At 71.0% G+C, this 12,628-nt stretch carries 11 protein-coding genes and 1 tRNA gene; 7 read left to right on the top strand and 5 right to left on the bottom strand.

Features of this window, described 5'->3' with window-relative positions; translation table 11 throughout:
• Window positions 1-176 precede the first annotated feature (176 nt).
• Together D6689_08120 and D6689_08115 are read right to left on the bottom strand one after the other, a co-directional pair.
• Window positions 177-251: transfer RNA gene (locus tag D6689_08120), tRNA-Gly, on the bottom strand.
• Between the two features lie 36 nt (window positions 252-287).
• A complete protein-coding gene (locus D6689_08115) occupies window positions 288-1,085 on the bottom strand; it encodes a PilZ domain-containing protein (protein ID RMH42489.1) in 798 nt (265 codons plus the stop codon).
• Between the two features lie 50 nt (window positions 1,086-1,135).
• Here D6689_08115 and D6689_08110 point away from each other — a divergent pair, with 50 nt between their 5' ends.
• The 7 genes from D6689_08110 (at window position 1,136) to D6689_08080 (ending at window position 7,920) form a co-directional block, all read left to right on the top strand.
• Window positions 1,136-1,444 (top strand): hypothetical protein, encoded by a 309-nt coding sequence (locus D6689_08110; protein RMH42488.1) that lies wholly within the window; start codon window positions 1,136-1,138, stop codon window positions 1,442-1,444.
• 58 nt (window positions 1,445-1,502) lie between these two features.
• Window positions 1,503-3,326, top strand: coding sequence for a glutamine--fructose-6-phosphate transaminase (isomerizing) (gene glmS, locus D6689_08105; protein RMH42487.1), 1,824 nt, complete (start codon window positions 1,503-1,505; stop codon window positions 3,324-3,326).
• Window positions 3,327-3,930: 604 nt separating this feature from the next.
• Window positions 3,931-4,581 (top strand): cyclic pyranopterin monophosphate synthase MoaC, encoded by a 651-nt coding sequence (moaC, locus tag D6689_08100; GenBank protein RMH42486.1) that lies wholly within the window; start codon window positions 3,931-3,933, stop codon window positions 4,579-4,581.
• A 138-nt stretch (window positions 4,582-4,719) separates the two neighbouring features.
• Window positions 4,720-5,676 carry a thioredoxin-disulfide reductase gene (trxB, locus tag D6689_08095; GenBank protein ID RMH42485.1) on the top strand — a complete coding sequence of 319 codons (957 nt, stop codon included), beginning with the start codon at window positions 4,720-4,722 and terminating at the stop codon, window positions 5,674-5,676.
• Between the two features lie 101 nt (window positions 5,677-5,777).
• A complete protein-coding gene (locus D6689_08090) occupies window positions 5,778-6,281 on the top strand; it encodes a cyclic nucleotide-binding domain-containing protein (protein ID RMH42484.1) in 504 nt (167 codons plus the stop codon).
• Window positions 6,281-6,859: a hypothetical protein gene (locus tag D6689_08085; protein ID RMH42483.1), complete on the top strand. Its 579-nt coding sequence runs from the start codon at window positions 6,281-6,283 to the stop codon at window positions 6,857-6,859. The genes D6689_08090 and D6689_08085 overlap by 1 nt, the downstream gene beginning before the upstream one ends.
• A gap of 575 nt (window positions 6,860-7,434) precedes the next feature.
• Window positions 7,435-7,920: a DUF4234 domain-containing protein gene (locus D6689_08080; GenBank protein RMH42482.1), complete on the top strand. Its 486-nt coding sequence runs from the start codon at window positions 7,435-7,437 to the stop codon at window positions 7,918-7,920.
• A gap of 186 nt (window positions 7,921-8,106) precedes the next feature.
• Here the strand turns inward: D6689_08080 and D6689_08075 are convergent, their stop codons facing one another.
• The 3 genes from D6689_08075 to D6689_08065 form a co-directional block, all read right to left on the bottom strand.
• Window positions 8,107-9,333, bottom strand: coding sequence for a hypothetical protein (locus tag D6689_08075; GenBank protein ID RMH42481.1), 1,227 nt, complete (start codon window positions 9,331-9,333; stop codon window positions 8,107-8,109).
• Window positions 9,334-9,434: 101 nt separating this feature from the next.
• Window positions 9,435-10,808 carry a hypothetical protein gene (locus tag D6689_08070; GenBank protein ID RMH42480.1) on the bottom strand — a complete coding sequence of 458 codons (1,374 nt, stop codon included), beginning with the start codon at window positions 10,806-10,808 and terminating at the stop codon, window positions 9,435-9,437.
• A gap of 333 nt (window positions 10,809-11,141) precedes the next feature.
• Entirely contained in the window at window positions 11,142-12,509 is a 1,368-nt protein-coding gene (locus D6689_08065) for an FHA domain-containing protein (GenBank protein ID RMH42479.1), read from the bottom strand.
• Window positions 12,510-12,628: the final 119 nt, after the last annotated feature.

Below are 12,628 nucleotides of genomic sequence, written 5' to 3'. Positions count from 1 at the left end.
GCGGCAGCCCCGGCTCGGTCGCCGCGCGTGGGTGCGCCGTATCGACGAGGGGCTCGAGAGACGTCGTGTGCGGGTGCAACGAGCGAGTCCCGGGCGCGCGGTGCGCCGAAACGACGACGACGGCCTCGGCGGGCCGTCGCGACGGGGTCACCGGCCGGCGCCGGCGATGCAACCGCTGGAGCGGGAGACGGGACTCGAACCCGCGACGTCAACCTTGGCAAGGTTGCACTCTACCACTGAGTTACTCCCGCAAGCGGCAGCTTTCTTATCGACGCGGCTCGCGTCTGTCAAGTGCCGCGCTCGCCGATCGCGCGCGCGAGGTCCGGGACCGTCCACGTTGCGCCGAGGTCCGCGTGCGCCAGACCCGCGCGCAGCGCGCGTTCGGCGGTCGCCGGCACGATGGGGCCGGACGCCAGCAGCCGGCGCGCGTCCGGTCGCGTCCGCCGCGCGAGGGCGAGCACGCGCAGTGCACCCGGGACGGCCGGATCGACGATCACCGCGATCGGGCGCTCCGCGGCCAGACGCGCGTTCGCGTCCGCCGCGTGCGTCGCGATCGCCGGCCGGAAGCCGGCCAGGCGGAGCGTCGTGGTGAGCCTGCGCGCCGGCCAGCCGTAGCGCGCGAGCACGACCGCGGTCGGCGCCGCCGCGCTGCGCTCCACCGCGTCGGCCACGAACGCATCGGCTGCGGCGGTCGGGTCGGAAAACGCCACGCCCGCGCGCGGGTGGCCCACGGCGGACGCGGCGTGTCGCACGGCGATCGCCGGCACGCGGACGACGCCCGCCTTGGACACGAGCGCGAGCCCGAGGCGCGCGCCGACGGCGGGCAGCGGCCCCCCCTCCAGCAGCGCGCCGCCGTGAGACAGGTCGGCCACCGCCCAGATGGCGCGGATGCCGGGCTCGTCGCACGACGCTTCGATCCCGGCCACTTCGGCGCGCGGGCTCCGGCGGCGGTCGACGAGCGGTGCGAGGGACGCGGCGTGCATGCTCACCGGGAGAATCGACCGCGTTGCGGCGCACTGGAGCACAAATCGGCGCGCCGCCTCCGCGCCGCCTCCGCGCGCGCAGCCGGCGACCGGCCGGCGCATTGCGCGGCCGGTCCGTTCGGTGCTAGTTTCCGCTCGAGAGGAACAACGCCATGCAATTTCGACGGATTCTGCTCGCGCCGGGGTTCCTGCTGGCGCTGGCCGCCTCGCCGCTGACCGCCGGCTGTGGCCTGCAGCCGACCGGCACACTCCCGGTCGACAGCCAGCTCAAGCCGTGGGAGCCGCCGGACGAGGACGAACTCGTGGAGGGCGACGATCTGGACGACCTCGACGCGGCCGACGGGGACGACGCCGGCGCGCCGGATCGGGACGACGGCGCAGCCGCCACGCCCGCGCCGGCCGGCGCCGCGGCCCCCGCGCCGGCCGGACAGCCGGCGCAACCCGAAGAGGGCGGCCACTGAGCGCCGGCGCGCCGGGAGCGCCCGCGTGCGGCGTGCGTTCGCGCCGCATCCTTGCATCATGTGTGGAATCGTCGGTTACATTGGCGACCGCCCCGCGACCCCGATCCTGATCCGCGGCCTGCGACGGCTCGAGTACCGCGGCTACGACTCGGCGGGCGTGTCCGTCTATCACGATGGAGCAAGTCGCGTGGTGCGGTGCCGCGGCAAGCTCGCCGGCCTCGAGGCGCGGCTCGAGCGGGAGCCGGCGCCGGGGACCGTCGGCATCGGCCACACCCGTTGGGCCACGCACGGCCGGCCCTCGGACGAAAACGCGCATCCGCACAAGGTCGACGGGATCTCGGTCGTCCACAACGGGATCATCGAGAACCACGCCGCACTGCGCGCGGAATTGATCGACGGGGGGGCAGCGTTTTCCTCCGAGACGGACACGGAGATCTTCGCCCACCTGATCGCGCGCGAGCGCAAGGCCGGCGCGGCCGATTTGCCGACCGCCGTGCGCCGCGCGCTGCCCAAGGTGCGCGGCGCGTTCGCGATCGTCGTGCTCGACGACGCGGACCCGGACGTCCTCGTCGCGGCCAAGAACGCATCACCGCTGGTGATCGGGCTCGGCGACGGCGAGAATTTCATCGCGTCCGACATCCCGGCGATCCTCGACGAGACGCGCGATGTCGTGTTCCTCGACGAGGGCGAAATCGCGGTCGTCCGGCGCGACGGCGTGACCATCACGGACTTCGCCGGCACGCCGATCGAGCGCCCGCCGCGGCGGATCACGTGGAGCCCGATGCAGGCGGAGAAAGAGGGCTACCGCCACTTCATGCAGAAGGAGATCCACGAGCAGCCGCGCGCGGTGGCGGACACGCTCGCGGGGCGCCTGGACGTGGAGCGCAGTGACGTATCGCTCGACGGCATCGAGCTGGACGTCGGGTCAGTCCGCCGCGTCGTGATCGTCGCGTGCGGAACGTCGTATCACGCGGGGTTGGTCGGCAAGTATCTGGTCGAGGGCCTGGCGCGGATCCCGGTCGAGTGCGATCTGGCGTCGGAATTCCGCTACCGCGACCCGATCGTCGGCGCGGGAGACCTCGTCGTCGCGATCAGCCAATCGGGCGAGACGGCCGACACCATGGCGGCGGTGCGCGAGGCCAAGGCCAAGGGCGCGCGCGTGCTGGCGATCAGCAACGTGCTCGAGTCGTCGATCCCGCGGTTGGCGGACTGGGCGTTCTACACGCACGCCGGGCCGGAGATCGGCGTCGCGTCGACGAAGGCGTTTACGACGCAACTCGTCGCGATGGTGTTGCTTGCGGTGTATCTCGGCAGGCGCACGGGCCGACTGGCGGCCGACCGCGCCTCGGAGTTGGTCGGTGAGCTGGTTGCGCTGCCGCAAAAGATGACCGAGGTGCTCGACCACGGCGCACAGCTGCAGGTGATCGCGCGCCGCTACGGCAACGCCCGCGGCTTTCTGTTCCTCGGCCGCGGTCCGCAGTACCCGATCGCCCTCGAGGGCGCGCTCAAGCTCAAGGAGATCTCGTACATCCACGCCGAGGGCTACGCCGCCGGCGAGATGAAGCACGGCCCGATCGCGCTCATCGACGAAGAACTCCCCGTGGTCGTGTTGTGCCCGCGCGGTTCGCATTACGAGAAGGTGTTGTCGAACCTCACCGAGGTCAAGGCGCGCGGCGGGAAGGTCCTGGCCGTCGCGACGCGCGGTGACCGAGAACTGGGCGAGACGGCGGACGAGATCCTGCTCATCCCCGACACGGCGACCGAACTGCAGCCGCTGCTCACAGTGTTGCCGCTGCAACTTCTTGCGTACTACGTGGCCGACTTCAAAGGCACCGACATCGATCAGCCGCGCAACTTGGCCAAGAGCGTTACGGTCGAATGACAAGACACTTTCTACACACGAACGACGTCTTTTGTTGGCTGGCGACCGCGGCCGTGCTCGCCGCATGCGGCGGCGGTGGCGCGCAGACGCCGGCGTCCGGTAGCGGCACGGCGAGCACCGGTACCGCGCACGACGCGCCGATGGTGGACCAGGTGGCAGAGCAGGCGGCGGTCGGCGACGGCGATGCCGGTCCTGCCGACGGCGGTGTGCCGGTCGAACCCGCGGCGCCCGTCGTGTTTCGCCTGGTCAACACCGGCAGCGAGCGGCTGTCGTTCAACATGAACAAGGGGTGGCAGCCGGTGATCTTCGCGTGGTCGGGCGAGCGCGGCAAGAACGCGGTGCCGATCATCATGTTTCCGAAGCACTGCACCGCCTCGTGCGACCTGCCGGCGGACCAGGTGTGCCCCTACTGCCCGGAGCCGGAGAACAACAAGCAGGCGCGCGAGCTGCAAAAGTACGAGCACGTCGAGGTGGGCCAGTCGCTCGACGTGCCGTGGGACGGCCAGGTGTTCGTGTACGAAAAGACGCGCGGGACGACCAACGGCAAGCGCGCGCGCTGCGAATGCTGGCGCAAGGCCGATCCGCCGCCCGAGACGTACACGGTATGGGCGTGCGGCATCCGGCTCACGGACGAGGCCAACGAGCGATCGCGCCCGCAGTGCATCGAGCGCAAGATGACGTTGCCGCCGGCGGAGACGCCGCTGGTGGTCACGTTCGAATTCCCCGACCCGGCGCCGAAGCGGCGGCGTCGCTGACCGTGGGCGGCAAGGTCCACCGCGGCGCGCTGACCCACTTCGACCGGCAGGGGCGGGCCCGCATGGTCGAGGTCGGCGCCAAGCCGGAGACGCTGCGCGAGGCGGTCGCCACCGGCCGCGTCGTCATGCGGGCCGACACGGCGGCGCTCGTGCGGGCCGGGCGCATCGGCAAGGGGGACGTGCTGGGCATCGCGCGTACCGCGGGCATCCAGGGGCTCAAGCGCACGGCGGAGCTGATCCCGCTGTGCCACCCGCTGCGGCTCACCGGCGTCGACCTCGACCTGCGCGTGGACGACGAGCCGCCGTCGGTTGCGATCGAAGCGCGCGTGCGCGCGGTCGACCGCACCGGCGTCGAGATGGAGGCCCTCACGGCCGTCGCGGTCGCCGCGCTCACCGTCTACGACATGTGCAAGGCGGTCGATCGCGGGATGACGCTCACGGACATCCGGCTCGAGGCCAAGTCCGGCGGCAAATCCGGCCCGTGGCGGCGGGGACCGTGACCGCGCCGGCGTGACCTCGCGCGCGTTCCGTGGTACGTGGCAGTTCGCCGCGGGCGTCGAGCTTGGCACGTCGCGGGCGGCCACGCCGTCTACACTCGAGCGGGCCGCATTGGCATCGCTCAGACCGACAGAGGCAACATGGCAGAGCACACCGTCGAAACCACCAAGGTCCTGATCATCGGTTCCGGCCCAGCGGGGCTCACTGCCGCGCTGTATGCGTCGCGCGCGGAGCTGTCGCCGATCTGCGTCGAGGGGGCGCAACCCGGCGGCCAGCTCACCATCACGACCGACGTCGAGAACTACCCGGGCTTCCCCGAGGGGATCATGGGACCCGAGTTGATGACGCGGTTTCGCGCGCAGGCCGAGCGGTTCGGCACGCGGTTCATTTCGGACGATGTCGTCCGCGTGGACTTCTCGGCACGGCCGTTTCGCGCGTGGACGGCGACGCACGAGCTACGCGGCGACGCGGTGATCGTGTCGACCGGAGCGTCTGCCCGGTGGCTCGGGCTCGACTCGGAAAAGGAGCTGATGGGGTACGGCGTGTCCGCGTGTGCCACCTGCGACGGGTTCTTCGCCAAGGGGGCGGATGTCGTCGTCGTCGGCGGCGGGGACACGGCGATGGAGGAAGCGACCTTCCTCACCAAGTTCGCCAACAAGGTCACGATCGTTCATCGGCGCGACGAGTTCCGCGCGTCCAAGATCATGCTCCAGCGCGCCAAGGACAATCCGAAGATCGCGTGGATGACGAACAAGGTCGTCGCCGAGATCAAAGGCGAAAAGGGCGGCGCGGGCGTCACGGGCGTCGTGCTCGAGGACACGAAAACCGGCGAGCGGTCCGAACTGCCGTGCAAGATGGTGTTCATCGCGATCGGCCACAAACCGAACACCGACTTGTTCCGCGGCGTGCTCGACCTCGACGATGCGGGTTACATCCGATTGGCTCAACCCGGCACGACGCGGACGAACGTCCCCGGCGTGTTCGCGGCGGGGGACGTGGCCGACCACGTCTACCGGCAGGCGGTCACCGCGGCGGGCACCGGCTGCATGGCCGCAATCGACGCCGAACGGTGGCTCGCCGAGGCGTCGGCCGGCTGACCGCGGCGGCCGCACCGCCATGGCGCTCGGGCGTGCGGCGGCGCCGGGGCGAGCACTGCCGAATGTGCTCGCGCTCGCGCGACGCGGTACAATCCGCGCGGATGGCCGAAGACGACAGCGGACGGCAGGCTCCGGTCGACGGAGCGGATGCGCGCGCGCTGCTCGCGGAGATCGATCTGTTTCGCGGGCTGCCGCCCGAACACCTCGAGCGGTTGATCGCGATCGGCAAAGAGCGCGAGTACGCGAAGAACGACACGATCTTTTCCGAGGGCGACGTCGGCGACACGTTCTACCTGATCCTGTCGGGGGCGGTTCGCATCAGCCGCATCGTCCCCGGGATGGGCGAGGAGGCGCTCGCCGTGCTGCGGCCGCCGGCCTACTTCGGCGAGATGTCGCTCATCGACGACGATCCGCGGTCGGCCACCGCCATCGTGCACGAGCGCTGCACGCTGTTCGAGATCTCCCGGCGCGACCTGGAAGACCTGTTGTTCGTCGACCGCGATCTGGCGTACGAGCTGTTGTGGAAGTTCGTGCGGACGCTGTCGCGCCGGCTGCGCGCCACGAACGACAAGATGACCTTCCTGGCGACGACCGGAAAGTTCTGATGGGGCGCGCGGCAGCGTGGATCGCGCTGGTCTGCGCCGTCGCGGCGCCACGCGCGGCCACCGCACAAGAGAGCGACGTACCGCAGGTTCGGTTCGCGCTGGCGCTCGCAGGCCGCGGCAACCTCGGCGAGTTCGGCTCGCGATTCGACCGCGGTTGGCTGTGGGGGGTCGAGGCGGGCTGGCAACCCGGCCGCCTGGGCGTCGCGTGGGCGATCCAATGGTCGGTGCCGCAGTGGGCCGCGGTGCCGCTGGGCGGCTCGTTTTCGACCGGCGACCCGGCGATCGTCGACGAGATCGTGTCGATCATGGAGATGAGCCTCGGCCCGCGCATCCGCTGGCCGCTGTCGGACCGGGTGCCGCATTTCGCGCTGCTCGCGGGTGGGGCGACGCTGATGCGAACGTCGATCCCGATTCCGCCGGATGCGCGACGCTCCTATCTGGGGCCGTACGCGGCGCTCGGCTACGAGCAGCTGCTCGCGGGCCGGTACATGGTCGGAGTCGAGGTGCGGTACGAGATGATCGGCGTCGGCCCGTCGTCGATCGGAGCGCGGCTGAGCCTCGCGTTCGGCAGCCGGTGACACGCCGCCACGGCGGGGGAGGCTGACCGCGGCGGCAACCGCCGGGGCCCCGCGCGGCTCGCGGCGCGCCCCGACGGGGATGGGGGAGCGGGTGTAACCGCCTCGTCCACAGTATGTGGCCGCGCAGGCTACACGTGAGCCATGCCGTGCAGGTTGTTTCATATGGTTATGCATGGCATTTCCCGTGCATTACACGCGCGTGCTTGAGCGTGGAGGGCAAACGCCAAACCGTATGGAGCCGCTACCTCGGTCCCTCGTCGTGGGGCCGGTGCGACGGGCGTCGTACATCGGCGCGCGCGTACTCGGCCGCCGGCTGCGGACCAAAGGCTGCGTCGCACCCGCGGATGGAGTTCCCCTCCCGGGAAAACCGATGGCGCGGCAGTGGCCAGCCCGTGCGGCATGGGCCGCCGGGCTGGCCACGACCGGCCGTTTCGCTGTTCCGATTGATCTCCTGAGCGTGCGTCCCCCCGTCGCGCCCCCTCCCCGGCCGGGACGGCGCGCCCGGTCTTCGCGCCCGGGCGCGCCGGCTCCGCGGTCGTCCCGGTGTGCGCCGCGGCGTCGCGTGCGCCGAGTGAATGCGTTCCCATCGGCGCGACCGAGGCCTTCAGCGGCCCCGTCCGGACGTTGCCCGGTTCCACAGGCTTCGCTATGGCTTGCTCGCCGCGCAGGCGCGGCCGCCGGCCGGTGCGCGGCGAGCGGCCGTGATCGTCAGGTCGACGGAGGCAAGCAGTATGCGGCAACACAACATTGCGCTGTGGCTCGTGCTGTTTGTGATTACCTGCGGCATCGCAAGCGTGGTCTGGCTCTTTCGCACGACGAACGACATGAACGCGCGCGGTGCGGGGATCCCGACGGCTTGGCTGGTGTTCGTGCCGCTCGTCAACATCTGGTGGATGTGGCGGTGGTCGACGGGCGTAGAGCGAGTCACCGGCAAGAGCATGAGCGCAGCCGTGGCGTTCCTCCTGCTGTTCTTCCTGCACGTGATCGGCCAGGCGATCGTTCAGACCGAACTGAACAAGGTGGCCTTGTTGCCCGCGATGCCGACGGCGCGAACCGTGTAGCCCGCTCGCCGGCTCGTATCGATCGCGGATTGCGCGGCGTCGCGGTGCGGGCCGGGGGCGTCGACGTCATGCCGCACGAGGTATGCTCCGCTGACACCGGGCACCGGCGCTTTGGCGCGCGTGCTCGGCGAGCGAGCCGGGGTGCGCGACCGTTGACGGGAGGTATGGCGACCGCGTGGGGGTCGCTCAGCGCAGATCGACTTCGGCGCGGACGAATCCCGGCTTGGTCCGGGCGATCCCGACGATGCGGTCGCCGGCCGGGTCGCGCTGCCAGGTCACCAACTCGACGAACGGATCGCCGGCGGGTTCCCCGTCCACCACGATGACGTGCTTTTTCTTGCGCGCGCCGACGTAGGCGAAGTGGCGGCTGTCGCGACTCCAGGTAAACGGGGTGTCGTGCATGTCGTAGGTGAGCTCGTCGAACAGCGGGCCGGGTTGGCCGTCCACGACCCAACGCTGGTCGGTCCCGTCACGCGCGACGAAGGCCACTCGCTGCGAGTCGGGACTGAACCGTATCGCGTCCACCCCGTCCCAATTGCCTCCGACGCGTTCGCCGTCGATGCAGGCGAACGGCTGACCGTCGCGCTCGCCGTAGTAGGCGAGGCGCGAACCGTCGGGGCTGAACACCGGCCCCGTTTCGATCCCGGGCTCGAACTCGTCGCGCACGTCGCCGTCCACGATCAGGTAGCGCACGCCTCCGCGGTCGCCCAGATACGCCCAGTGAGCGCCGTCGTCGCTTTGCGCGAAGTAGCCCACCACGTCGAGGACATCGCCGGCCACGCCGTCGACCGAGACCCGTTGCCCGCCGTCGACGCGTTCGACCCGCCAGCGGTCAACGGGCGCCGGCGCCGCACCGTCGACCTCGCGGCGGTCGACGAAAAACGCCCAGGTGCCGCCCCCGCCGAGCCCGTAGCGGTCAAAGTTGCCGCCGCGGTTGGCGGCGTAGCGGAAACCGCCGTCGGCGGCCGACCAGACGGGAGGGTCGACCTTGGAGAACGCCTCGCCGACGTCGCCGTCGACGACGGCGTGCCAGCGCTTCTTGGTGCGACCGATGTAGGCGATGCGGCCGCCGGGGCCGTGCTCGAACAGCATCACTTCGTCGAACGGGGGACCCTCGCGACCATCGACCACCGCGTGCCACTGCTTGCCCTTCTTGCCGGCGTAGGCGATGTGATCGCCCGTCGGCGACAGGAGCAGCGACTCGATCCGATCCCACGGCGCGTGCCGAACCGCGTCGTACAGCACGACATCCTTCTTGTCCGGGTCGACGATGCGCACGACGGTGTGCACGCCGCCTTCGTCATCGAATGCGAGCGCCGCGACGGGACACAGAGAGTCGTCACCGGTTCGGCGCTTACCGTGCTTTTCCCCCGGCGCGAGGGCGTACAGATCGTCGACCGTGAGCGGCACCATGATGGATGGTACCGCGATGGCGGCGGCACGTGGGGCCTGCGTGCCGGCCCGGAACGAGCCGACGCGCAGGCCCCACGCGGCGGCGTATGCGTCCGATGGCGCTACGGCGTGCAGGTATAGGGCGACCCGGGGCACGGTTCGGCGCCCGGGCTCTGCGGTGTCGTTTGCGCGCAGTAGGCCACGTCCTCGAACGTGTTGCCGGCTTCGAAGTCGATCGCGGCGCCCGTCCAGCCGCGCAGCACGCCCCAGCCCGCGCTGTGCCGGATGGTGCAGTTCGTCATGAACGACGCCGGCGGCGGCCAGCTGTAGATGAGTACGGCCGCATCCTCGGGAAGGTCCTGGTCGTCCCCGGAGAGCACCGCCGGACAAGACCAGCCCCCGCACGAGCAGTCGCCTCCGGCGTACTCGATGACGGCGTGCTCGAGCGCGTTGGTCGCACCTTGCGGCGGCTCGCGGAATACGATGCCCACCCAATCGCCGGCGGCGGGGGATTCGGCGTCCGACGTGAACACGATAGGAGCATCGGCGGTCCCGACTGCATTCAGTCCGCCAGGCGTGCCGTGATCGATCGTGTCGGTCCCGATGGCGAGTTCGCTGCCGGGCCCAAACTGGATGGTCACGCCGGGCTCGACGGTGAGAGTGGGCGCCGGGTCGGCTTCGGCGCCGATGGCCCGGGCGACCGTGATGCCCTCGGGAGCGTGGTACGGCACGCCGCGGCCGGCGAACGTGGTGTCCACCGTGATCGCGCTGTTCGCGGGGCCATGCTCGATCCGGATCTCGTCCACGGCGTTGCCCGTGTAGTCACCCTCCGGCAGCGTCCCGATCGCCTCGGCCGTGATGAGCACGGGGGCCGGGGCGTCGGCAAGGTCGGCGCCCGAGCCGGTCACGACGAGGTCCGCCGAGCCGTCGACGAACGCGCCCGTGCGGCGGACGAGGATGCCGTAGCCGGCTGAGTTCTCGACGCGCACGTGGTCGACGAACGCGATCGGATCCAACGGCGGCTCGGAGTCGCCATCGACGACGATCGTGGCGCCGTCGTACGTGATGGAGTCGCCGCCGCCGCCGGTGAAGGTGGCGTACGCCAGCCGGAGTTCGCCGGGCGCCTCGACGAGGAGCTGGTCCCAGCGGGCGCCGTCGTCGCGGAAGGCGATCGGCTGCGCCGCCGTGCCCACGGCCACGAGATGCCCCGCTTCGCCGCCCTCTCCGACGGTGATGCTGGCGCCTTCCTCCAGCCGGACCTCGACGCAGGGCTCGATCGTCAACGTGGCGCCGTTGCGGACGACCAGCCGCCCGCCGGTTGCCCGTACGACGTGCGGGCTGGTGGCCGCGGTCCACGTCTCGTCGCTATCGATCACGCCGGAGTGATACGTGGGGCCGCTGCCGGGAGCGCAGCCGCCGGCGTCGACGTCGTCGCCGGCGTCAACGCCGCCCGACGAGCCGGCGTCTCCCGAGCAGGCTGCAATGAAAAGGACCACCAGACACGAACCAAACTCAATCGAACGCCTCATCTGTCGTCGTCCACTCCTTTTCCGTACAGGCCGACGGCGGAGGTCGCGCCGCCGATCTGGCCCGCGCTCATGTTGCCGGATGGCCACGCATCATATTGGAATCGGTGCGACCGCTGTCAACCATGACTCAGATCACAGAGGCGCGGCACCGCCTCGCGCCGATCCGCTGCCGCGATGGCGTCGCCGGCTCGACGGGCCGCGGACGCAAGGGAAGCCCCGGCGACCGATCCGACGCCGCGAGCTGCTCGAGGCCGTGGCGTCGTGCGATCCGGATGGCGCAGCGGCCGGGGTCGCGGCCCGCTACCGTAGGCCGTGGCGTCGCAGCAGCCGGTGAAAGTACACGCGGTCGATGCCGGCGGTGCGGGCCGCCGCGGTCACGTTGCCGCCGCGGTGGTCGAGCGCGGCCTGCAGGTAGCGCCGCTCGAATGCGCGCGCGCATTCGTCGCGGGCCACGCGCAGTGGCACGGTCAGGTCGACGGCGCCGCTGTCCGTGCCGGGCACCTCGGTGGCGTCCGTACCGGGCGGGACCTGTTCTCGCAGCGCAAGGCACCGGTCGACGTGGTTGCGCAGCTCGCGCACGTTGCCCGGCCAGTTGTAGCGTTGCAGGTCCGACAGGAACCGATCGGTCACCAAGCCCGCGGCGTCGCCGTCGACGCCGGCGCGCGACAGTAGCTCGGCGACGAGCAGCGGAATGTCGTCGCGGCGCTCGCGCAGCGACGGCAACCGCACCGTGATGACCGCGAGCCGGTAGTACAGGTCGGCGCGGAATGCGTTTGCGTTGACCTCCGCGCGCAGGTCGCGGTTGGTCGCGGCGACGACGCGAACGTCCACCGGCCTGTAGAACGGCTCGCCGACCCGCTTGATCTCCCGCCGCTCGAGCACCCGCAACAGGGCCGGCTGAAGCGCGGCCGGCAGTTCGCCGATTTCGTCGAGGAACAGGGTGCCGCCGTTGGCCGATTCGACGGCGCCGACGCGATCGGCCTCGGCGCCGGTGAACGCGCCCTTTGCGTGGCCGAACAACTCGGCTTCGATCAGCGTCGACGGGATCGCGCTGCAGTCGACGACGACGAACGGGCCGCGTCGGCGTGCGCTCTCGGCGTGAATCGATTCGGCGGCGGCTTCTTTGCCCGTGCCCGTCTCGCCGTACAGCAGCACGGTCGCATCGGTTGCCGCCGCGCGTTCGAGTACGGCGAACACGGCGCGCATCGCCCGCGACCGACCGACCAGTTTGCCCCACCGGTCGCGGTTGGCGAGGCGCACGGCCACGTGGTCCTCGCCGAGGTAGAAGCGCAGCTGATCGCGGCCGACCGAGATGGTGGACCCGTTGCGCACTCGCGCCTGCACGACGTCGACCCCGTCGACGCGTGTGCCATTGCGGCTGTCGAGGTCGCGAATCGTCGCGGTCGCGCCGTCGACCGCGATCTCGCAGTGAAAACGCGAGACCGCGCGGTCGGACAACACGAGGTCGCACGTCGGGTGGCTGCCGACGAGCATGCGCGGGCCGTCGGATGTGCGCGCGAGGCCGGCGTCCGGGCCGGCGAACACCTCGACGCGGAAGCGACGGATCAGGTCGCGCACCGAGTCTGCGCCCGAGATGGCCTCGGTGCGGGTCGAGTCGGCCCCGGTGCGTGCAGGCGCACGGCGAGCCGTGTCGGTCGAACGGGGCATCGGTGGGCGCAGTCTACATGGTGGGGCCGGCCGCGTTGCCGGCACACGTCGGCAGTGCGGAACAACTTGCGGCATGAGGGGGATTTCACCTACGGCGCCTCCGCCGCGATTGCGATACA

Source organism: Deltaproteobacteria bacterium, assembly GCA_003696105.1.
Lineage (GTDB): Bacteria > Myxococcota_A > Polyangia > Haliangiales > J016 > J016.
The sequence above is the reverse complement of the archived record's forward strand: the minus strand, read 5'-3'. Positions and strand labels throughout refer to the sequence as shown.

Excerpts from the sequence above, each read along its gene's own strand:
- D6689_08090 (RMH42484.1), top strand. The coding sequence starts at position 5,778 with ATGGCCGAAGACGACAGCGGACGGCAGGCTCCGGTCGACGGAGCGGAT.
- D6689_08080 (RMH42482.1), top strand. The coding sequence starts at position 7,435 with ATGCGTTCCCATCGGCGCGACCGAGGCCTTCAGCGGCCCCGTCCGGAC.
- glmS (RMH42487.1), top strand. The coding sequence starts at position 1,503 with ATGTGTGGAATCGTCGGTTACATTGGCGACCGCCCCGCGACCCCGATC.
- D6689_08085 (RMH42483.1), top strand. The coding sequence starts at position 6,281 with ATGGGGCGCGCGGCAGCGTGGATCGCGCTGGTCTGCGCCGTCGCGGCG.
- trxB (RMH42485.1), top strand. The coding sequence starts at position 4,720 with ATGGCAGAGCACACCGTCGAAACCACCAAGGTCCTGATCATCGGTTCC.
- D6689_08065 (RMH42479.1), bottom strand. The coding sequence starts at position 12,509 with ATGCCCCGTTCGACCGACACGGCTCGCCGTGCGCCTGCACGCACCGGG.
- moaC (RMH42486.1), top strand. The coding sequence starts at position 3,931 with ATGGGCGTGCGGCATCCGGCTCACGGACGAGGCCAACGAGCGATCGCG.
- D6689_08110 (RMH42488.1), top strand. The coding sequence starts at position 1,136 with ATGCAATTTCGACGGATTCTGCTCGCGCCGGGGTTCCTGCTGGCGCTG.
- D6689_08075 (RMH42481.1), bottom strand. The coding sequence starts at position 9,333 with ATGGTGCCGCTCACGGTCGACGATCTGTACGCCCTCGCGCCGGGGGAA.
- D6689_08115 (RMH42489.1), bottom strand. The coding sequence starts at position 1,085 with ATGCGCCGGCCGGTCGCCGGCTGCGCGCGCGGAGGCGGCGCGGAGGCG.